Genomic DNA, 18520 nt, shown 5'->3' with positions numbered 1-18520 from the left:
TTCAGCCACGCCCGTTCGCAGAATGGCATGAGGATATGGGCAGCGTGCTCTGGTTCTTCGCGCCAATCACCGAGCCGCCGTATGTTGGCACGCCGCTCGACCTGGGCCGCACCATGTCGGTGGAGATCACCATCGGCTTCGAGCAGATCGAACTGCCGGCGCAAGACGTCGGTGGCTGGCCCTGGTCGCAAGAGGACGAGCATCAGCTTTGGTGGACGCAGCTTCCTGACTGCAACGAAATCCAGCGCAGAATCGACGGGCAACCCGGTTCACCGCCAGCTCCGGCTAATGACTGCGGACCGGAGGGCGAGGTCGCCATCAGCGTCGTCATCAACGGCCTGTCACCGGCGCAGCGCGATCTGCTCGTTCGCCTGCAGCCGGATGGTCCGGCCGAAGAACTGCGGTTCAGCTACGCCATTCAGAGCAAGGGCGCTGGCCTCCAGTCGTGCAGCGCCTTCATCAAGCGGCAGATCGTGCTGGCTGGTGATGACCATCCCTATGAGAACGGGCATCGCGGGTATCTGCGCCTGACGCCATTTGGCGCGCTGCTCCGTGAACGCCTGATAAAGGAGCGCCGCAATGGCTGATCGCCCGATCCTTTTCAGCGCGCCGATGGTGCGCGCCCTGCTGGAGGGGCGGAAGACCCAGACGCGCCGCATTCTGTCGAAGGCCCGCGTCTTCGCGACGCCTGAGCGCCCTGCCTTCACCTTGAAGGGAGAGCATATGTCTCGCGCGCTCCAAGCCGCGTCCGGCTTTAGACATTTGCACGGCGATGGCTGGTTCTGGGAATGCGACGCTCTTGAATGGCAGGCACCCGCCACCCGCACCGGGGTGATGGCCCACATCGGCTACGCCGTTGGCGACCGCCTGTGGGTGCGCGAAACGCATGGCTTCAATCACTACGAGTACGAGCGCGGCAAAGCGCCAAAGGTGCGCCCGGACGATCTTGATGACCTGCATATTTCCTATCGGGCCGATGAGTACGATCGCGAAATCCGCAGCGAGCTCCTCTATCGGCCCTCCATCTTCATGCCGCGATGGGCTTCGCGCCTGACCCTGACCGTCACGGATGTGCGGGTCCAGCGATTGCAGGATTGCAGCGAAGCTGACGCCTTGGCCGAGGGCATCGAAGCGCGGGGCGTTGGGTCACTGTGGGGCTGGATCGATTATCTGGAAACCAACCCGAATGTGACGCGCCACTTCGCTGACCCCCGACGGTCCTACGCCTCCCTTTGGGACAGCATCAACGGCGACGGCGCATGGGACGCCAATCCTTGGGTTGTCGCGGTCAGCTTCGACGTGCGGAAGGGGAATATCGATGGCTGAGCATCAGTGCTTCACGGTCAGCACGACCGCCTACATGCGCAACTTCGACCCAGAGCAGGGTGGCGAGGTGTTTGCCGTCCACTATCAGAAGCCGCCGCGCAAGAACGAGGACGGAAGCACATCGCTCAGCCTGAATTTCCCAACGTTGATCGTGTCCGCGTACATGGCCGAGCCGGAGAAAATCGCCCAGCGCGTGGCCGACATCCTCAACCAGCATTGGGACGGATGGCGGTCGATTGAGACCGCGCCGAAGGACGGGACTGTCATCGACGTTTGGCGCGAATATCAACGCGAGACCGTCTATTGGGGATTCCCGCCGCATGAATGTGGCGAGATGGGCCAGTATTGCGACAGCGATTGGCACAGCATCAAGACGCCTGGTTGGATTTGCAGCACGTTCGGCGAGTTCGTCGGCGGCGAGCATGATCCGTTCACGCACTGGATGCCTATCCAGCCCGGACCGGAGGCCGACAATGGCTGATCGGATCAAGATCGAGATCAGGAGAAAGCCTCCGCCGCCCGCGCTCGCTCCGTTCGAGTGCGCCATCTGTGAGGAGATGATCGAGCGAGATCCTTATTCTCCCGATTTCCAAGCGCCGCCGGTCTGCTGGCCCTGCTCGTGGAACGGGCAGAACAGGCTTCAGACGCATCAGCTGCCGGTCTCGATGTGGACCGGATTTCGCGCGGCTTACGCGCTGCTGCGCGCCATGGACAAGGAGATCGAGCGTGCAAGACGCACCCACTGACGTCGGTGACCGCTACAGCCTGGACATGATCGTCAAGGGCATTGCCGATGACCTCGTGGCGCTTCGGGCCGGCCGGATCAGCATCAAGGATGCTCAGGCCCGCGCCCTGCTGGCCAAGCAGTATATGAACGGCGTCCGCCTCGTCATCAACGCCCGCAAAAGCCTGGAGGGTGACGCCCGCCCGGCGGCACTCAGCGCGGGAGGGCCGTCGTCATGACGCTTCGGGTCGATGAGGCCGAGAAGCAGGCGACCGCCCTGCGCCATCGCCTTTACGCTGGCGAGCGCGCTATTAAGGCGGCGGCATGGCTGCGCGGTGAAAATCTGCTGGAAAACGCCAAATTGCACATGGTCTCGAACTGGGGCTCTGCGCACGACGGCAACAAGGCAGCTCTCGAATATATCAACGCCGAACTGGCCAAGGTGATTGAGAAGATCGTCGCGGATGCCGCCCGTCAGGCACAGCGGGACATGGATTATTATCTGGGGCGGCAGGGCGGGGAGGCGCGGCAGCCATGACGTGGCCGAATCTCACCCAGGCGCAACGCCGGCTGCTGATGGATAGCGACCCCGACGATCTGACCGGCACCGAAGGCACGGGCGTAGAACTACGCACCGGCGCGGACTATGCCGTGGCGAAATCGCTGGAGCGCCGGAAGCTGGGCCACAGGACCGGGCCGGGCGGCGCCCTGCCTGGCATGTATTGGAGCAACGCGATGGGCTTGGCGGTCCGGGCCGCCATCATGGAGGGTGGAGATCATGGGTGAAGTAATTTGTGGGAGGGCTCTGTTCGAGAAACTGCTCGAAAGGCCGCAATCGCTGTTCGATCGCCTTTGGGATATGGCCGTATCCGAAGCGGGAACGGCCACGCCGGAGCAGCGCGCCGGGCTGAAACTTAAGTTGCTGGAGACGGCAGCAATCATTCAGCACCCCGAGGTGCGGGCTCAATATCGCAAGATGTTCCTCGATAGGTTCGACGCCACGTTTTATTCGCGCCGACCGGCCCCAGCAAAACGCCCCGCGCCGGTCGTGGATATGCGCGCCTTCGCCGCCCGCCGGGCTATTCCTGACGATGCTATGGTCCTGCTGACGAAGCTGTCTCATGTCGAAGAGGACCTCAAAGAGGCCACGCGCCTTCTGACGGAGAAGTGGACGGAGGCCGCCGCCAAATATCAGCAGGATTTGCTTCGGATGAAGATGGATATTCAGCGCCAGATTATCGATTTCGGAAACGGGATATGAGCTGGACCGACCGCGCCCGCGAGACGATCCGCAAGGTCCATGCGACGCTGCCCGAGGACATCTCGTTCACGGCGCGGCGGAAGGCGATCCGGGCGGCCTATCCGTTCGGCGAGCGGAGATACTGGCCCTATAAAGGCTGGCTCAAAGCGCAGCGCGAATATCTCCGCAAACATGACCCCAAGACGCCCGCACCGCCGCTGGTGCGGGAGATGCTGAAGGACAAGGTGAAGGCTGGCGACATCTGCTTCCCCTTCGCAGACGAAATCCACGAGAATAAAGGAGGCGAACAATGACGCGCGACCGGCGGCAGGACAGCCTGCTGCGCATGGACCGGGTGCGGGAGCGCACCGGGCTCTCCCCGGCGACGATCTACCGGCGGGAGGCAGCCGGGACGTTCCCCAAGCGGGTGCGGCTCGGCGTGCGCAGTGTCGCCTGGTATGAGAGCGACATTTCAGATTTCGTGGCGGCGCCGATGACCTATCGGGCGGAGGCGGCATGAGGCCAGCATGGATTGAGAATCAGTATGGTGCGTTTTGCCCGTGCTGTCAGGAACATATCCCGGCGGGCAGCGAGGATTACGATTGGGGCTGCGGCGCATGCGGCTATCCAGATCCGCAAGGCGTGGCTGATTATGAGCAGTCAGAGGACGACGACGAAGGCCCATGCACCGACTGCTGGGATACCGGCATCACCATCCAGACCGAACGGCGCTGCTCATGCCGGCCGCCGGGCACATGAGCATATTCCCGGCGCCGGGAGAATGGTCAGGGAGGGGCGGCTAGGTCGCCCCCTTTTTCTTTGCCCAGCCGGTGCGGTATGATGGCGGAAAGGCAGCGATTCCCGTAAATCGCAGCATTATTCACGTGGGGGCATCCTAGGGGGCATCCCCAGAGATGGCGTTCTTGAAACTAACGTAAATCCGCCGTCTTATGGCTATTCTTCAGTAGGTGCCGGGCCCACCAATTTCTCCTATCCTTCTAGGCATATCCGAACGGGGTCGGAACATCGGCGTCCACTCATCCATTTCAGCCTTGGGCAGATGAATGGAGGCGAATGATCATGGGCAAGGGTATATTGCTGTGGCTGATCGGCATTCCGATACCGGTGATTATCATATTGTGGCTGCTGTTCCGGTGATGGCCGATTGACGGGACGCGTTATTCGCCGCTAAGGCGCCTTACGTCGGGGAGTAGCGCAGCCTGGTAGCGCATCTGCTTTGGGAGCAGAGGGTCGCAGGTTCGAATCCTGTCTCCCCGACCACCTTCATGAAAATATATCATTTTCAATAGCTTATTCGAAAATCTCGACCACTTGTGGGGCAGGTTTATGGGGCAGTTTTGTGTGGCGCAATCCCGCCACCTTCTCCCCTCGACTCCTCCATGTGTAATGTTCTACTCATGTTCCTAGTAAGCGTGTTGGCGTGACAGCCTACGTGCCTGTAATGCTATCCAAGGCTGGGCAAGCTAAGGGGGACGTAATGAACTTAGAAGGTGCGTTGGGACTGATAAAGCGAGCGCTGGAACTTGAGGCGAGCGAGGGCATCCAGACAAAGTTGGAGGCTGTGCGCAACCGACTGGACAACATGATTAGTTCGCCTTCCGAACCGAGCTATCAAACAGCCTTCGTCTCTGAGTTGAACGAACTCCACGCAGCCTTGCGCCATGTGTCCAATGTGCTGACGCCAGCGCAGCAAGAGCGCCTCAGCTTGATAGCGAGCAGCGAGGATTTCTCCGTAGCGATGGCAGATGAAATTCAAGCACTTGTGCAGGAGAACGCAGCAACACTCGCGGTGGCTCGGGACCAAGTGCAAGAGATCGCCACGACCCGTGCCACTCTACTGTTGCACTTCAAGGCCACGTTGGATGCATCTAAATTCTTGTCTTGGGATGAGGTAAATGAGCCGCACGATATGCCTGCTGAAGTGGGCTTCGTAGTTCCTCGCCTGATATTTGGTAACGAATTTTCAGGCCTCATCCAAGAATTCGGCTTTATCAAGCGCTTCGTTGCCCTGCTTGCTGAATCTTCAGGAGAAGCCGACACTAGGCTTGAACTTGTCTCGCTTTCTACAACTGACCCGATGGTCGTCATCGGGGTGGCTACAGGGATAGCGACAGCGATTGGGGGTGTGGCAACGTGGGCGCTCAATTCGTGGAAAACCGTAGAAGAAATTCGCGAGATCAGGGCTCGAGCGCGGCAGTTGTCATCTTTCTCAGATGAGGAGGTCGAGCGGATTTTCGGTGACAAGATACGGCAGGAGATATCCGCCAAAATTGACGAAGAAGCGCAGCGTCTAGTTTCAAGTATGCGCGCAAGCGGACGACGTAACGAGGTCAAGAATGGCCTGGAGTTGCATCTAAGGGAATTCCTAGCCCGAGTAGAGCGAGGCATGACTGTCGAGATCAAGTTGATAGCGGGTGCTGAAAAGAACGTCGAAGAGCTTGATGAGGCATCTGCATCTGTCTCTGCCTTCGCACATTCACTGAGGTTCCCTGCCGCTACAGGCGAGCCTGTACTCAGCCTGTCTGGACCGACTAACGATGAAGGGGAGGCTGAAGCCGCTTAAACCGAGCGGCAAGCCGGGAGAACTTTGCCACCCGCTCGGTGCGCTCCAGCGCCTTACGATCCCCGCAACTGCCGCCGGCCCTTCTTACTCTGGTCGATCCAGAAGGATTGCATGGGCTTCACCTGCTGGCACCCATGGCACCATTTGGACCCCTGGCCGAAGCCCTCCAAGCCTAGGCATCGTTCGGGCAGCACACATAGAAAAAGGGCGGACCGTTAGACGGCCCGCCCTCTTAAAAATCTCGCTGACGCTGAGATTAGTGAGCAGCGTTTGCAGCGTTCGAAGCAGCGTTCGCGGCGTTGTCAGCAGCGTTAGCGGCATTCGCAGCGTTGTCGGCTGCGTTAGCAGCGTTCTCAACAACGTTCTCGACGACAGCGTTCGAAGCGTTCGCGGTCTCGTTGGCCGGCTTCTCACCGCAAGCGGCGAGGGCCATCAGGCCGGCCGAAGCGAAAACAACAGCGATCTTCTTCATTGTGTACGGCTCCCATAGCATATTGCCGCGTCGGCATATTTATAACACGCCCGACGCGAGCGACCCGCATTAACGTGTGCGCTGCACAAATCAATGCTTTTCTGCGTCGGTGAAGCGACGGAATCACGCGACGGAGTGTTGTCTACTACAGAAGTTCACTTAACCGCCAGCGATTCTGCTGCATCGGCGATTGCAAAAAGCGTAACCGCCCAGGCGCTGACATTTTGTTGCAATTGAGCGCGGTTGACCTTGTCTAACGTGTCGTCGGCGGTGTGGTGAATGTCGAAATAGTGGGTGCCGTCCTGCTGCAAATCAATGACGGGGACGCCTGCCTTGACCAGCGGTTCAATGTCCGATCCGCCCCCTGCCGCCAGACGACTGGGCGCGATCCCGAGCGGGGAGAGGGCGCTGGCAATTCGATCCGAAAGTGCTTCATGTCCTGCGGGTAGTTTGAAATCGACGCGCCAGACCCGGTCGGCGCCGAAGTCGGACTCCATGGCGACGGCGTGCCGTTCGCCGTCGTGTGCCGCGAAATAGGCGCGGCCTCCGTCGCCGCCCACTTCCTCTGCACCCGCCATCAATATGCGGATGGTTCGGCGGAGCGGGCCAGCCTTTGCGGCATGAAGCGCAGCGGCGGTGATGATCCCACACCCGGAGGCGTCGTCTATCGCTCCGGTGCCCTGATCCCAGCTGTCGATATGACAGGCGGCGAGGATGATCCCGGCCGTCGGGTCCGTGCCCGGCAGTTCGGCAATGACATTGCCCGATGGCTGGTCCTTCAGCATTTTGGACGTGAGGGTGAGGCGCAGGCGAACCGACTGCCCTCTGGCAAGGATGCGCGTCAGTTGGTCTGCGTCCACAGTGCTGAGCGCGGCGGCGGGAATCGGCTTCACGCCATCGGCCCACATCTGCACTCCGCTGTGGGGCAGGCGGTGGTTGTCCGTACCGATCGACCGTATCAGGATGGCCGCTGCACCCTTTTTCGATGCAATGCTTGGTCCCTGACGGCGTGTGGCGCCGAAATGGCTGTAGGAACTGCCATCCTGCGTTGCCGCCATGACGTGACTGACGAAGGCGATTTTGCCTTTCAGACTGCCATCGGGTGCTGCCAGCAGGTCTGAAAGGGTGGGGAAATATAGGACTTCGCCTTCAATGCCATTGGCGGAAGTAGACGCGCTATTTCCCAGCGCCGCGAGCGCGAGATTTTGCGGGAAGGGGGAGAGGATGCGCGCCTCGTCATGGCCGCGGACCCAGACGGGCATCTTATAGGGTTCGGAACGCACATTGGAGAAGCCGAGCGCCTTGAGCTTCGCCACGGCCCACTCGCGGGCGCGGGCTTCCTGAGGCGTTCCGGCGGGGCGGGGGCCGACTTCCGTCGTCAGCCCTTCGGTGAAGTCCCAGGCTATGTTGTCCTGCAACGCCGCCTCTCGAATCGGTGACGTGTCGACAGGCGCTGCGGCGAGGGGAAGGGGGAAGGCGATGCTGCCGAGAAGGAGCGCGGCGAAGGTGCCCGATCGGATTTTCTGCATGGGTGAAGGCTTAGCCAGCCATCCCGCATTTGCCAATGGCGCCGGGCTTCGCTAACTCCGGCGCGATTTTACCTCTTTCGTCCTTCGGAGCGTCTTCAAGCCATGTCCGCCTCCTCGCAATACGCCTTCGTCATGAAGAACATGACCAAGACCTTCCCCGGCGCGCCAAAGCCGGTGCTGAACGGTATCAACCTGCAATTTTATCGCGGTGCCAAGATCGGGATCGTTGGTCCCAACGGCGTCGGTAAATCGACGCTGATCAAGATCATGGCGGGCATCGACACCGATTACAGCGGTGAGGCATGGCCGGGTGAGAACATCACCGTGGGATATCTGGCGCAGGAGCCGCAGCTCGACCCCGCCAAGAATGTGCTTGAGAATGTGAAGGACGGCGCGCGGGAAGTCGCGGACAAGCTCGACCGGTTCAACGAGATCAGCATGATCATGGCCGATCCGCCGGAAGACGCCGATTTCGACGCTCTGATGGCAGAGATGGGCGAGTTGCAGGAGCAGATCGACGCGGTCGATGGCTGGACGCTCGACAATCAGCTTGAGATTGCGATGGAGGCCCTGCGCTGCCCGCCGTCGGATTGGTCGGTGGAAAGCCTGTCGGGTGGTGAAAAGCGTCGTATCGCGCTGACCCGCCTGCTGATCCAGAAGCCGGACATCCTGCTGCTCGACGAACCGACCAACCATCTTGACGCGGAGAGCGTGGAGTGGCTGGAAAATCACCTGAAGGAATATGCGGGCGCGGTGTTGATGATTACCCACGATCGCTACTTCCTCGACAATGTCGTGGGTTGGATTCTGGAACTCGATCGCGGGAAATACTTCCCGTACGAAGGCAATTATTCGACCTATCTCGAAAAGAAGTCGAAGCGCCTTGAGCAGGAATCCCGTGAAGAATCGGGGCGTCAGAAGGCGATCAAGGACGAGCTGGAGTGGATTCGCCAGGGGCCTAAGGGGCGCCAGACCAAGTCGAAAGCGCGTATCGCCAAGTTCGAACAGCTGGTCGCCAGCCAGGAAAGCCGCACGCCCGGCAAGGCGCAGATCGTCATTCAGGTGCCCGAGCGCCTGGGTGGCAAGGTCATCGAGGCGAAGAACATCTCGAAAGCCTATGGCGACAAGCTGCTGTTCGAGGATTTGTCCTTCACTCTGCCGCCGGGCGGCATCGTTGGCGTGATCGGGCCGAACGGCGCGGGTAAGTCCACGCTGTTTCGCATCATCACGGGGCAGGAGACGCCGGATTCGGGCGAGATTGACATCGGTTCGACCGTGCGCCTGGGCTATGTTGACCAAAGCCGTGATCATCTGGACCCATCAAAGAACGTCTGGGAAGAGGTGTCGGACGGCCTCGATTATGTGAAGGTCAATGGCCACGACATGTCGACGCGGGCCTATGTCGGTGCCTTCAACTTCAAGGGACAGGACCAGCAAAAGAATGTCGGCAAGCTGTCTGGCGGTGAGCGCAATCGCGTGCACATGGCCAAGATGCTGAAAAAGGGCGGCAACGTGCTGCTGCTCGACGAACCGACCAACGACCTTGACGTCGAAACGCTGGCTGCGCTGGAAGAGGCGATCGAAAACTTCGCGGGCTGCGCCGTGGTTATCAGCCACGATCGCTTCTTCCTCGATCGCCTTGCCACGCACATTCTTGCTTTCGAAGGCAACAGCCATGTCGAGTGGTTCGAGGGCAACTTCGAAATGTATGAAGAGGACAAGCGGCGGAGGTTGGGCGATGCCGCCGACCGTCCGACAAGCCTGGCTTACAAGAAACTCACGCGCTGATGGAGGTTGTGCGGCGCGTTGGGCGGGGATGATTGCAATTATAGCAACGATATCTTCGCCCTTCGCACTTGCACAATGAATGTGCGAACCACATATCGGGGAGGCCTTTCAGGCATCCTCTCCTAAAACTTTCAGGCCGGTCCGATTGGGTCGGCCATTTTTTTGGTCGAGGGGCGAATGAATGGCTCCGTGAATTTATTTGGGCCACTCAATCGGTTCACATTTGGAAAGCGAGGCCAGCTCACCTGAGCGTTTGTTGCAAACAGCCGAAGGGTCGCGCTTTAAGAGGAAGTAGGGCCCTTCGACAAGCTCAGGGCGAACGGTTTGGGAGGGTAGATCGGCCCTAACAGGTTGACTTTTTTTCGAACGACCTCAAGCCTTCGACAGGCATGTCGGTCACGTCGACGCGGAACACCTGCGCCGCTGGCGGGCCTTCAGCCGCCAAAGCCGTGAACCGTTCCACGGCCTCCTCAGCGCCTTCGATCACCACTTCGACGCTGCCGTCCAGACGATTGCGGACCCATCCGGCCAAGCCCAACTCGGCGGCCGTCTGTTTTGCCCAATTGCGATAGAATACGCCCTGCACGCGGCCCAGGATCATGAGGTGCCGGGCGACGACCATCGTCAGTGAACCCGTTTGATCCAGGTCTGGCCGTTTTCCCGCGTTTCCGTGATGAAATTGGGGATCGCCTGCACCAGATCCGACAGGCGCTTGAAACCGTAATTGCGCACATCGAAGCTGGAGCGATTGCCGACGCGTTGCCCGACTGGTCCCAACGCGGCAAAGCCTTTCTCATCGCGCTTGGCCGCATCATAGGCTTCTATCAGGAGACGGATGACTTCATCATCCACCTTCTTATATTCATTCCTGGCTGGCGCGGTGGCTTTGGTCGGGACGTCGAGCGGCATCGGCTCCGGCATCGCTTCGGACGCCGGTTCCGCCAAAGAGCGGGCGAGCGCGGCTACGTCGATGAAGCGGGTACAGGCCCGGCGGAAGCCTTCGGGCGTCTTGTCCGAACCGAAGCCATAGACGTCGATCCCCTCCTGACGGATACGCGTCACTAATGGCGTGAAATCGCTGTCGCTCGACATGAGGCCAAAGCCCGTGACCCGGCCGCCCGCCATCAGGTCCATGGCGTCGATCGTCATCTTCATGTCGGTGGCATTCTTCCCCTTGGTGAGGTCGAATTGCTGCTGCGTTTCGATGGCCTGCGTCACGGCCTGCCGCGCCCAGCCCTTGAGCGAGGGCTTGCTCCAATTGCCATAGGCGCGGCGGATGTTGACTGTTCCCAGTTCTGCGAGAACAGTCAGCACCGGGTCGAAATGCTCGGCGGAGGCGTTGTCAGCGTCGATCAACAGGGCGACATTGCCGCTGGGGATCGCCGAGGGCATCAGGCCGATTCCAGCGCCGCCGGATGGAATTCTCCGGTCGCTTCATCCAGCAGATGAAGCTGCCCGTCTGCAATCGCGAAGAATGCGCCGACCAACTTCAATTCGCCATTGCGTTCCTTGGTGCGGACGCAGGGGAAAGTGCGAAGGTTGGCAAGGCTGACCTTGACCCCTTCCTGCTCCATGGCGCGATGCGCGTCGCGGCCGTGATCATCGCCGAAGCGTTCGACGACCTTTTCCCGCGCGCCATCAAGCATGTCTATCCAGTTATGGATGAAGCCGCCTTCTCCGGGAGGGGCATCCTTCAGTTCCTGGCTGAGGGCCGCCTTGCAGCCGCCGCATTTGCCATGGCCCATGACGACGATCTCGCCAACCTTGAGTACCTGAACGGCAAACTCCAGCGCCGCCGAAACGCCGTGATGGCCGGGGTTGGTTTCAAAGGGGGGCACGAGCGCCGCGACATTGCGGACCACGAATATCTCGCCGGGGCTGGTGTCGAAGATCTGCGCCGGATCGACTCGGCTGTCGGAGCAGGCGATGACCATGACGCGCGGGCTCTGCCCTTCGCTCAATTCATCCCATCGGCCACGCTGTTGCGTCCAGCCGGTGTTGCGGAAGCGGCGATAGCCTTCGAGCATGTCGGAAAAGTCGGTCATGCCCAAGTCTCTGCCCAACAATCTGGGGGCTGGCAAGAGTGGGCATGCATCGCTATTTGATGGCGCATGACAGACACCGCTCCACTACCTGTGCAAGCCACTCCGCAACGTGCGCGCAAGCCCGATTGGATCAGGGTGAAGGCGCCGACGAGTCCGGGCTATAACGAAACCCGGAAGCTGATGCGGGAAAAGGGGCTGGCCACGGTCTGCGAAGAGGCGGCTTGCCCGAATATCGGGGAATGCTGGACCAAGAAGCATGCGACCGTGATGATCCTGGGCGACGTGTGCACGCGGGCCTGCGCCTTCTGCAACGTCAAGACCGGCATGCCGCGCAAGGTTGATCCGAACGAGCCGCAGAACCTGGCCGACGCCTGCGCGGAAATGGGGCTGGAGCATATCGTCATCACCTCGGTCGATCGCGACGATCTGCCCGATGGCGGCGCTTCGCAGTTCGTGAAGGTGATTGAAGCGTTGCGGCGGACGACTCCGGATACGACGATCGAGATTCTGACCCCGGATTTCCGAAACAAGCATGAACGCGCAGTCGAGATGATCGTGGCTGCGCGGCCGGACGTCTATAATCATAACCTTGAGACGGTGCCCCGTCTGTATCCGACGATTCGCCCCGGTGCCCGCTACTATGCGTCGCTGCGGTTGCTGGAGACAGTGAAGAAGCTGGACCCGTCGATCTTCACCAAGTCGGGGATCATGCTCGGCCTGGGTGAAGAGCGTCTGGAGGTTCATCAGGTGATGGACGACATGCGATCGGCCGACATCGATTTCCTGACCATGGGGCAATATCTGCAACCCACGCCAAAGCATGCCAAGGTGATGGAGTTCGTGACGCCTGCGGCGTTCAATGCTTATGCAGGGATCGCGCGCGCCAAGGGATTTTTGCAGGTGGCATCGAGTCCGCTGACCCGTTCCAGCTATCATGCGGGTAAGGATTTCGCCGAGATGCGCGCGGCGCGTGAGGCTCAGTTGGCACGGACAGCGCGCTGAAAACATGCCGAAGCATCACGAAACAAGACCACTTCCCTACACGCCTGACCAGATGTTCGACCTTGTTTCGAACGTGGCCGCCTATCCTGAATTCCTGCCGTGGATCAGCGCCATCCGCGTTCGCCAGGACAGTGATGCGGAGATGATTGCCGACATGATCGTCGGCTTCAAAGGTATCAAGGAAAGCTTCACCTCGCGCGTGCACAAGCATCGACCTGATTTCGTGCGCGTGGATTATCTGGAAGGCCCGCTCAAGCATCTGCACAACCAGTGGCGGTTCCGCGATGACGGGAAGGGCGGCGTGCTTGTCGATTTCGAGGTCGAGTTCGAATTCAAGAATCGGCTGTTCGAGATGATCGCCGGGCAGATGTTCGACAAGGCGCTGCGCAAGATGATCGGGGCGTTCGAAACGCGTGCGGCCGAACTTTACGGCGACTCGGGCAACAGAAGCTCAAGCGCGCAAAGCGCCGCCTGAAGGCGCACGCCGCCCCGGCCGCTATCTTCGAAATGTCGCATGTCAGCGACGACCTTGTCCGGGTTGCCGCCTCGTTCAGCGCGGGCGAACACGACGGTGCCCACGGGCTTTTGCTCTGATCCGCCGCCGGGGCCAGCGATTCCCGTAATGGCAACGGCTACATTGGCGTGGCTTTTGGTAAGAGCGCCCTGCGCCATTGCCCAAGCGGTGGCGATGGAAACGGCCCCGAAGGTTTCCAGCACATCCTGAGAAACCTTCAGCAGCTCATTCTTCATGTCATTGGAATAGGTGATGAATCCTGCTTCAAAGACCTCCGAAGACCCGGCGATTTCGGTGAGAGCAGCGGACACAAGGCCGCCGGTGCAGCTTTCCGCAACGGCGATGGTGCGGCCAGCGCGACGATTGGCGATGATGACCCGCTCGGCGAGGTCCACCAGCGGGGCGGGGAGGATGCGGTCTGGCATGGGGTCAGAATAGCGCGGGGAGGGAGATGGTTGCAACGGCTTGTGCAGCGATGCCTTCGCGGCGTCCGGCAAAGCCCAGGCGTTCGGTGGTGGTGGCCTTCACGCTGACCCGGTCGCGGGGGATGCCGAGGAGATCGCTGATCCGCTGACGCATTGCATCGCGATGGGGGCCGATCTTCGGTGCCTCACATATGATCGTGACGTCGATATGGTCGATGCGACCGCCCCGGGATTTCACCCGATCTCCGGCATATTCGAGGAATCGGGAGGATGCCGCGCCGCGCCATTGCGGGTCGGATGGAGGGAAGTGGCTGCCGATGTCCCCTTCGGCAAGAGCGCCGAGCATGGCGTCTACAATCGCGTGGATCGCAACATCCGCATCGCTGTGGCCCGCGAGACCCTTTTCATGGGGGACCTGAATGCCGCAAAGCCAAAGCTCTTCATCCACCGCGAGCCGGTGCACATCATAGCCCATGCCGACGCGGGCGGTTCGCTGGGACGCCAGCAACGCTTCGGCCCGGACGAAATCCTGAGGGTAGGTCAATTTCTCCAACCTTTCGTCGCCGGGAACCAGAGTGACGTCATGGCCCGCGTGACGCAGCATCTGGGCATCATCGGTGGCTTCGCGCTCATCGTCCCAATTGCGATGCGCTTTGAGGATGGCGTCAAAGTGAAATGCTTGTGGGGTTTGCACCCGAAAGAGCGCCGATCGATCCACAATGTCGCCTGCCAGATCGCCCTCCGACCTTACCAGTGTGTCGGCCACGGGGAGGGCGGGGATGGCGCCCGGCGCGAAGTCGAGCGCGGCCAGTAGTTGATCGATCATGGAAGCGGACAGGAAAGGACGGGCAGCATCGTGAATCAGCACTCTGTCCGCGCCACCGGCGGCGGCGATGGCCTCAAGCCCAGCGCGGACCGATCCGCGGCGGCTGTCCGCGCCCTGGAGAATTGAAGCGACCTGATCCTCGTCGATCAGCGACTGGACTGTTTCCTCCTGCCCGGCGCCGATGACCAGGTAGACTGCATCGACTAGCGGATGATCCGCCAGTGCCTGAACGGAGTGTGCGATGACGGCCTTGCCCCCGATGTGACGGAATTGCTTGGGTGTATCGCCCCCAGCGCGACTGCCCTGTCCGGCGGCGAGCACCAGCGCCGCGACCCTGTGATTGCTCCTTGTCATCGCAGCGCGTGTAGCGAACGGCGGATCGCTCCGCCAGACGGCTTGCTTGCCGCATCACCGCTTTTCCGCTAAGGGCTGCCTGTTTTTTAGGCAAAGCTGGTGATGCGCATAATTTCCCCCATCTCCGTTGGTCCGGTGACGATCGACATGCCCGTGATCCTGGCGCCGATGACTGGCGTCACAGATATGCCGTTCCGCACGCTGGTACGCCGTTACGGATCGGGTCTGAACGTGACGGAGATGATCGCGAGCGCGGCGATGATCCGCGAGACGCGGCAGTCTTTGCAGAAGGCGGCCTGGCATCCGGTTGAGGAACCGGTGTCGATGCAGCTTGCGGGCTGCTCACCGCAGGAGATGGCAGAAGCGGCGAAGCTGAATGCGGATCGTGGCGCGGCGATCATCGATATCAATATGGGTTGCCCGGTCAAGAAGGTGGTGAATGGCGACGCCGGTAGCGCTCTGATGCGCGACCTGCCTTTGGCCGCCGCGCTGATTGAGGCGACCGTGAAGGCTGTCGATGTGCCGGTGACCGTCAAGATGCGCATGGGTTGGGATCATGCCAGCCTGAATGCTCCTGAACTGGCACGGATTGCGCAGGATCTGGGTGCGAAGATGATCACTGTGCATGGGCGGACGCGCTGCCAGATGTACAAGGGTAGCGCCGATTGGGCGTTCGTGCGGAATGTGAAGGATGCCGTGTCGCTGCCCGTGATCGTAAATGGGGACATCTGCTCGATCGAAGATGCGGAAACAGCGCTGGAGCAGAGCGGGGCGGACGGGGTCATGATTGGCCGGGGCGCCTATGGTCGGCCTTGGCTGATCGGACAGGTGATGCACTGGTTTCGCACGGGGCAGCGTCTTCCCGACCCTTCGCTAGCCGAACAATATCAGCTGATAACAGAGCATTATCGCGCGATGATCGAGCATTATGACGGCCTGACGGGCGTCAACATGGCTCGCAAGCATATCGGTTGGTATACCAAGGGACTCACCGGATCGGCAGAGTTTCGTAACGCTGTCAATCAGGAGCCGGATGGCGACGTGGTGCTTGATATGCTGGCGCGCTTTTACGAGCCGCTGATTGCGCAGGACGGAGCGATCGAGACGCGCAAGGCGGCATGACCATGCCACTGACGACTGTCCCGCCGCCCCGGATGCAGCAGGATGGGCCATCACCGTCAGAATTGATGATCGCACTCCCTGTGGCCACATTGATCGTGGCGCCCGACAACAGCATTGCTGACGCGAATGTCCGGGCGGAAACTCTGCTCAACATGGCGCGATCCGCGATCGTGGGAAGTGACGTCACGCGCACGGTTCGCATGGCAGATGTGAGTTCGCGCTTCGACATTTGGCATAGCAGCAAGCCGATCGCCGCCTATGACGTCAAGGTGCATGCGGGGCGAACGGCGGAGATGGAAGTTGATCTGATGATCGCGCCGATTGTCGATCATGAAGGGTGGCGGGTGGTGTCAATCCACGCTCAAAGCCATGCGCGGCAAATTGGTCATCGTGGCACCCCGGGCGGCGCGCGATCGGCGATGGGCGCCGCAGCCATATTGGCGCATGAGATCAAGAACCCGCTGTCGGGCATCCGGGGCGCGGCACAGCTTCTGGAGTCCGGCAACGATGGACGCGACGCGGTGCTGACCCAGTTGATCTGCAACGAGGTCGATCGGATCGCCGCCCTGATCGATCGTATGCAGGATTTCACAACCGATCACAGGCTGGAATGCCGACCCGGCAACATCTATCCCATGATCGATCGCGCGGCCCATATCGCCGCTGCCGGTTTTGCGAGAAACATCAGGATCATAAAGCGTTATGATCCGTCATTGCCATTTGCCGTCATCAATGACGATGCGCTTGTGCAGATCATGCTCAACCTGCTGAAGAATGCCGCTGAGGCGCTGGATCAGACTGAAAATCCCTGCATCCGTGTTGAAACCGCGTTCCGCCATGGGGTGTCGGTCGTGCTGGGCGATGGCAAGGGAAGCGCGGTACTGCCTATCGAGATACTGGTCATCGATAATGGGCCGGGCGTGCCGGAACATATATTAGACCACCTCTTCAACCCCTTCATCACGGGCAAGCGCGATGGGCAGGGGCTGGGGCTGGCATTGGTGGACAAGCTGGTGCGAGACATGAACGGGTTCGTTCAATATTCACGCGATCCAGACGCTGGCGAATCAACGTTCCGGATCCTGCTTCCCATGGGGATGGGCGCATGACGACCACAGGGTCGATACTGGTCGTCGATGACGATCCTGCCATTTGCGTGGTCGTGGGGGAGGCGCTGCGTCGGCAGGGTCATAAGGTAAAGACTGCGTCGTCGATCCGGGAGCGCAGCGCCCTGATCGACAGTTTCGCGCCGGATGTGCTGATAACTGACGTCATGCTGCCTGATGGCGATGGCCTGGAAGGCGTAGCGGAGATTCTGGAGCGCAGGCCAGACCTTAGCGTGATCATATTGTCGGCGCAAAACACATTGAACACCGCGATCCGGGCCACGGAGAAGGGGGCGTTCGAATATCTTCCCAAGCCGTTCGACCTCAATGAGTTGGCGCGGGCGGTTAGTGATGCGCTGGGCATGAACAAGGCCGAGGAAGGCAGTCAGGAAGATGGCCTTCCGCACGACGGACTGCCTCTTGTCGGCCGATCTCCTGCCATGCAGGAAGTTTATCGTACGATCGCGCGGGTATTGTCCAACGATCTTAGCATTTTGGTGCTGGGGGAGTCGGGTACGGGCAAGGAACTTGTCGCCGAAGCGATCCATGGGCTGGGGCAGCGCCGGACCAAGCCATTTGTCGCCATCAACATGGCCGCAATTCCGCGCGAACTGATCGAGGCCGAACTGTTCGGTTATGAGAAGGGTGCGTTTACGGGAGCCAATGTCCGCACCGCCGGAAAGTTCGAGCAGGCGCAGGGCGGAACCCTATTCCTAGACGAGATTGGCGACATGCCGATGGAGGCGCAGACGCGCCTGCTGCGGGTCTTGCAATCAGGTGAGGTGACGACGGTCGGTGGATCGAAGCCGGTGCGGGTGAATGTCCGCATCGTCGCGGCGACGAACAAGGACCTTCCCAAGCTGATCGAGGAAAACAGGTTCCGGGAAGATCTTTATTACCGGCTGAATGTCGTGCCCATCCCCTTGCCTGCGTTGCGGGATCGGCGGGAGGATGTGATCCTGCTCGCAAGGCATTTCCTGGAACGCGCCGCGCAGGAGGGGCTGCCCCGAAAGACGTTGTCGGACGATGCCGCGCAACTGCTGATGGCCTATCACTGGCCGGGTAATGTCCGTGAGCTTCAAAACCTGATGCAGAGGCTGGCGGTGCTGAGCCGTGAGACCGTGATCGCGGGGGAGGTGTTGCGCAACAGCTTGCCGCTGGACCTGGTGCCTCCGGATTATGCCGCGCCCGCCGATCAATTGGTCCTGGCCGTGCGTGAATGGGCAAAGCGGCAGTTGGGGATCGGTATCGGACAGCCCAACCGGAACCTGCATGATGATATGCTGGCGGTCGTCGAACCGATCCTGTTGCAGGAAACGCTGGCGAGCGTGGATGGCAACCAGATCCGGGCGGCCGGGTTGTTGGGGATCAACCGTAACACGTTGCGCAAGAAGTTGACCGACTATGGTTTGGACCCGCTGCAACTGCGCGTGTCGGACTGAGCCGGGACGAAACGACACAGG

23 protein-coding genes, 1 tRNA gene and 1 pseudogene are annotated in these 18520 nt (G+C 60.6%); 18 read left to right on the top strand and 7 right to left on the bottom strand.

Annotation, left to right across the window (positions count from 1 at the left end; all coding sequences use genetic code 11):
- Positions 1 to 35: 35 nt before the first annotated feature.
- From IZV00_RS05370 to IZV00_RS05315, 12 genes are all read left to right on the top strand, one after another.
- Positions 36 to 587, top strand: a complete 552-nt coding sequence (locus tag IZV00_RS05370) for a hypothetical protein (RefSeq protein WP_196226119.1) — start codon at positions 36 to 38, stop codon at positions 585 to 587.
- The gene (locus IZV00_RS05365; RefSeq protein ID WP_196226118.1) at positions 580 to 1326 is read left to right on the top strand and encodes a hypothetical protein; all 747 of its coding nucleotides are present in this window, start codon (positions 580 to 582) and stop codon (positions 1324 to 1326) included. The genes IZV00_RS05370 and IZV00_RS05365 overlap by 8 nt, the downstream gene beginning before the upstream one ends.
- On the top strand, positions 1319 to 1807 hold the full coding sequence (locus tag IZV00_RS05360) for a hypothetical protein (protein ID WP_196226117.1): 489 nt from the start codon (positions 1319 to 1321) through the stop codon (positions 1805 to 1807). Before IZV00_RS05365 ends, IZV00_RS05360 begins: the two co-directional genes overlap by 8 nt.
- Positions 1800 to 2072 (top strand): hypothetical protein, encoded by a 273-nt coding sequence (locus IZV00_RS05355; protein WP_196226116.1) that lies wholly within the window; start codon positions 1800 to 1802, stop codon positions 2070 to 2072. The genes IZV00_RS05360 and IZV00_RS05355 overlap by 8 nt, the downstream gene beginning before the upstream one ends.
- Positions 2053 to 2289, top strand: a complete 237-nt coding sequence (locus IZV00_RS05350; protein ID WP_230463306.1) for a hypothetical protein — start codon at positions 2053 to 2055, stop codon at positions 2287 to 2289. The genes IZV00_RS05355 and IZV00_RS05350 overlap by 20 nt, the downstream gene beginning before the upstream one ends.
- Positions 2286 to 2588, top strand: a complete 303-nt coding sequence (locus tag IZV00_RS05345; RefSeq protein WP_196226115.1) for a hypothetical protein — start codon at positions 2286 to 2288, stop codon at positions 2586 to 2588. Before IZV00_RS05350 ends, IZV00_RS05345 begins: the two co-directional genes overlap by 4 nt.
- Positions 2585 to 2836 carry a hypothetical protein gene (locus IZV00_RS05340; protein WP_196226114.1) on the top strand — a complete coding sequence of 84 codons (252 nt, stop codon included), beginning with the start codon at positions 2585 to 2587 and terminating at the stop codon, positions 2834 to 2836. The genes IZV00_RS05345 and IZV00_RS05340 overlap by 4 nt, the downstream gene beginning before the upstream one ends.
- Positions 2820 to 3311, top strand: a complete 492-nt coding sequence (locus IZV00_RS05335) for a hypothetical protein (protein ID WP_196226113.1) — start codon at positions 2820 to 2822, stop codon at positions 3309 to 3311. Before IZV00_RS05340 ends, IZV00_RS05335 begins: the two co-directional genes overlap by 17 nt.
- Positions 3308 to 3604, top strand: coding sequence for a hypothetical protein (locus IZV00_RS05330; RefSeq protein ID WP_196226112.1), 297 nt, complete (start codon positions 3308 to 3310; stop codon positions 3602 to 3604). Before IZV00_RS05335 ends, IZV00_RS05330 begins: the two co-directional genes overlap by 4 nt.
- Positions 3601 to 3810 carry a helix-turn-helix transcriptional regulator gene (locus tag IZV00_RS05325; protein WP_196226111.1) on the top strand — a complete coding sequence of 70 codons (210 nt, stop codon included), beginning with the start codon at positions 3601 to 3603 and terminating at the stop codon, positions 3808 to 3810. The genes IZV00_RS05330 and IZV00_RS05325 overlap by 4 nt, the downstream gene beginning before the upstream one ends.
- A 684-nt stretch (positions 3811 to 4494) precedes the next feature.
- A tRNA-Pro gene (locus tag IZV00_RS05320) sits at positions 4495 to 4571 on the top strand.
- A 217-nt stretch (positions 4572 to 4788) separates the two neighbouring features.
- On the top strand, positions 4789 to 5874 hold the full coding sequence (locus tag IZV00_RS05315; protein ID WP_196226110.1) for a hypothetical protein: 1086 nt from the start codon (positions 4789 to 4791) through the stop codon (positions 5872 to 5874).
- A gap of 256 nt (positions 5875 to 6130) precedes the next feature.
- On the opposite strand, the gene IZV00_RS05310 is transcribed toward IZV00_RS05315, so the two are convergent.
- Both IZV00_RS05310 and IZV00_RS05305 read right to left on the bottom strand, forming a co-directional pair.
- Positions 6131 to 6346, bottom strand: coding sequence for a hypothetical protein (locus IZV00_RS05310; RefSeq protein ID WP_196226109.1), 216 nt, complete (start codon positions 6344 to 6346; stop codon positions 6131 to 6133).
- Positions 6347 to 6501: 155 nt separating this feature from the next.
- Positions 6502 to 7875, bottom strand: a complete 1374-nt coding sequence (locus tag IZV00_RS05305) for a M28 family peptidase (RefSeq protein ID WP_196226108.1) — start codon at positions 7873 to 7875, stop codon at positions 6502 to 6504.
- Positions 7876 to 7977: 102 nt separating this feature from the next.
- Between IZV00_RS05305 and ettA the strand changes: the two genes are divergently transcribed.
- Positions 7978 to 9663, top strand: coding sequence for an energy-dependent translational throttle protein EttA (gene ettA / locus IZV00_RS05300; protein WP_196226107.1), 1686 nt, complete (start codon positions 7978 to 7980; stop codon positions 9661 to 9663).
- Between the two features lie 343 nt (positions 9664 to 10006).
- Here ettA and IZV00_RS05295 read toward each other — a convergent pair whose 3' ends face one another.
- The 3 genes from IZV00_RS05295 to IZV00_RS05285 are packed head-to-tail and all read right to left on the bottom strand — an operon-like array spanning position 10007 to position 11708.
- Positions 10007 to 10285 carry an acylphosphatase gene (locus IZV00_RS05295; protein ID WP_196226106.1) on the bottom strand — a complete coding sequence of 93 codons (279 nt, stop codon included), beginning with the start codon at positions 10283 to 10285 and terminating at the stop codon, positions 10007 to 10009.
- 2 nt (positions 10286 to 10287) lie between these two features.
- Positions 10288 to 11055 (bottom strand): NYN domain-containing protein, encoded by a 768-nt coding sequence (locus IZV00_RS05290; RefSeq protein ID WP_196226105.1) that lies wholly within the window; start codon positions 11053 to 11055, stop codon positions 10288 to 10290.
- On the bottom strand, positions 11055 to 11708 hold the full coding sequence (locus IZV00_RS05285) for a carbonic anhydrase (RefSeq protein WP_196226104.1): 654 nt from the start codon (positions 11706 to 11708) through the stop codon (positions 11055 to 11057). The genes IZV00_RS05290 and IZV00_RS05285 overlap by 1 nt, the downstream gene beginning before the upstream one ends.
- Before the next feature lie 44 nt (positions 11709 to 11752).
- Here IZV00_RS05285 and lipA point away from each other — a divergent pair.
- A pseudogene (gene lipA / locus IZV00_RS05280) lies at positions 11753 to 12710 on the top strand (lipoyl synthase).
- A gap of 4 nt (positions 12711 to 12714) precedes the next feature.
- Positions 12715 to 13185, top strand: coding sequence for a type II toxin-antitoxin system RatA family toxin (locus IZV00_RS05275; RefSeq protein WP_196226102.1), 471 nt, complete (start codon positions 12715 to 12717; stop codon positions 13183 to 13185).
- On the opposite strand, the gene IZV00_RS05270 is transcribed toward IZV00_RS05275, so the two are convergent.
- A complete protein-coding gene (locus IZV00_RS05270) occupies positions 13137 to 13649 on the bottom strand; it encodes a CinA family protein (RefSeq protein WP_196226101.1) in 513 nt (170 codons plus the stop codon). The genes IZV00_RS05275 and IZV00_RS05270 overlap by 49 nt on opposite strands.
- 4 nt (positions 13650 to 13653) lie before the next feature.
- Positions 13654 to 14829 (bottom strand): bifunctional 2-C-methyl-D-erythritol 4-phosphate cytidylyltransferase/2-C-methyl-D-erythritol 2,4-cyclodiphosphate synthase, encoded by a 1176-nt coding sequence (locus IZV00_RS05265; protein ID WP_196226100.1) that lies wholly within the window; start codon positions 14827 to 14829, stop codon positions 13654 to 13656.
- 102 nt (positions 14830 to 14931) lie between these two features.
- On the opposite strand from IZV00_RS05265, the gene dusB reads away from it, so the two are divergent.
- Genes dusB through ntrC form a run of 3 tightly spaced genes read left to right on the top strand, consistent with a single transcriptional unit; the run spans position 14932 to position 18499 of the window.
- On the top strand, positions 14932 to 15951 hold the full coding sequence (dusB, locus tag IZV00_RS05260) for a tRNA dihydrouridine synthase DusB (RefSeq protein ID WP_196226516.1): 1020 nt from the start codon (positions 14932 to 14934) through the stop codon (positions 15949 to 15951).
- Positions 15948 to 17060: a two-component system sensor histidine kinase NtrB gene (locus IZV00_RS05255; protein WP_196226099.1), complete on the top strand. Its 1113-nt coding sequence runs from the start codon at positions 15948 to 15950 to the stop codon at positions 17058 to 17060. The genes dusB and IZV00_RS05255 overlap by 4 nt, the downstream gene beginning before the upstream one ends.
- The gene (gene ntrC, locus IZV00_RS05250) at positions 17057 to 18499 is read left to right on the top strand and encodes a nitrogen regulation protein NR(I) (RefSeq protein WP_196226098.1); all 1443 of its coding nucleotides are present in this window, start codon (positions 17057 to 17059) and stop codon (positions 18497 to 18499) included. The genes IZV00_RS05255 and ntrC overlap by 4 nt, the downstream gene beginning before the upstream one ends.
- Positions 18500 to 18520 lie beyond the last annotated feature (21 nt).

The organism is Sphingobium sp. Cam5-1, from assembly GCF_015693305.1.
In the GTDB taxonomy this organism is placed as follows: domain Bacteria; phylum Pseudomonadota; class Alphaproteobacteria; order Sphingomonadales; family Sphingomonadaceae; genus Sphingobium.
Note: the sequence above shows the minus strand (reverse complement) of the source record. Positions and strands in the feature narration are given on the sequence as shown.

Excerpts from the sequence above, each read along its gene's own strand:
- IZV00_RS05370 (WP_196226119.1), top strand. The coding sequence starts at position 36 with ATGGGCAGCGTGCTCTGGTTCTTCGCGCCAATCACCGAGCCGCCGTAT.
- IZV00_RS05365 (WP_196226118.1), top strand. The coding sequence starts at position 580 with ATGGCTGATCGCCCGATCCTTTTCAGCGCGCCGATGGTGCGCGCCCTG.
- IZV00_RS05360 (WP_196226117.1), top strand. The coding sequence starts at position 1,319 with ATGGCTGAGCATCAGTGCTTCACGGTCAGCACGACCGCCTACATGCGC.
- IZV00_RS05355 (WP_196226116.1), top strand. The coding sequence starts at position 1,800 with ATGGCTGATCGGATCAAGATCGAGATCAGGAGAAAGCCTCCGCCGCCC.
- IZV00_RS05345 (WP_196226115.1), top strand. The coding sequence starts at position 2,286 with ATGACGCTTCGGGTCGATGAGGCCGAGAAGCAGGCGACCGCCCTGCGC.
- IZV00_RS05340 (WP_196226114.1), top strand. The coding sequence starts at position 2,585 with ATGACGTGGCCGAATCTCACCCAGGCGCAACGCCGGCTGCTGATGGAT.
- IZV00_RS05330 (WP_196226112.1), top strand. The coding sequence starts at position 3,308 with ATGAGCTGGACCGACCGCGCCCGCGAGACGATCCGCAAGGTCCATGCG.
- IZV00_RS05325 (WP_196226111.1), top strand. The coding sequence starts at position 3,601 with ATGACGCGCGACCGGCGGCAGGACAGCCTGCTGCGCATGGACCGGGTG.
- IZV00_RS05315 (WP_196226110.1), top strand. The coding sequence starts at position 4,789 with ATGAACTTAGAAGGTGCGTTGGGACTGATAAAGCGAGCGCTGGAACTT.
- IZV00_RS05310 (WP_196226109.1), bottom strand. The coding sequence starts at position 6,346 with ATGAAGAAGATCGCTGTTGTTTTCGCTTCGGCCGGCCTGATGGCCCTC.
- IZV00_RS05305 (WP_196226108.1), bottom strand. The coding sequence starts at position 7,875 with ATGCAGAAAATCCGATCGGGCACCTTCGCCGCGCTCCTTCTCGGCAGC.
- ettA (WP_196226107.1), top strand. The coding sequence starts at position 7,978 with ATGTCCGCCTCCTCGCAATACGCCTTCGTCATGAAGAACATGACCAAG.
- IZV00_RS05295 (WP_196226106.1), bottom strand. The coding sequence starts at position 10,285 with ATGGTCGTCGCCCGGCACCTCATGATCCTGGGCCGCGTGCAGGGCGTA.
- IZV00_RS05290 (WP_196226105.1), bottom strand. The coding sequence starts at position 11,055 with ATGCCCTCGGCGATCCCCAGCGGCAATGTCGCCCTGTTGATCGACGCT.
- IZV00_RS05285 (WP_196226104.1), bottom strand. The coding sequence starts at position 11,708 with ATGACCGACTTTTCCGACATGCTCGAAGGCTATCGCCGCTTCCGCAAC.
- IZV00_RS05275 (WP_196226102.1), top strand. The coding sequence starts at position 12,715 with ATGCCGAAGCATCACGAAACAAGACCACTTCCCTACACGCCTGACCAG.
- IZV00_RS05270 (WP_196226101.1), bottom strand. The coding sequence starts at position 13,649 with ATGCCAGACCGCATCCTCCCCGCCCCGCTGGTGGACCTCGCCGAGCGG.
- IZV00_RS05265 (WP_196226100.1), bottom strand. The coding sequence starts at position 14,829 with ATGACAAGGAGCAATCACAGGGTCGCGGCGCTGGTGCTCGCCGCCGGA.
- dusB (WP_196226516.1), top strand. The coding sequence starts at position 14,932 with ATGCGCATAATTTCCCCCATCTCCGTTGGTCCGGTGACGATCGACATG.
- IZV00_RS05255 (WP_196226099.1), top strand. The coding sequence starts at position 15,948 with ATGACCATGCCACTGACGACTGTCCCGCCGCCCCGGATGCAGCAGGAT.
- ntrC (WP_196226098.1), top strand. The coding sequence starts at position 17,057 with ATGACGACCACAGGGTCGATACTGGTCGTCGATGACGATCCTGCCATT.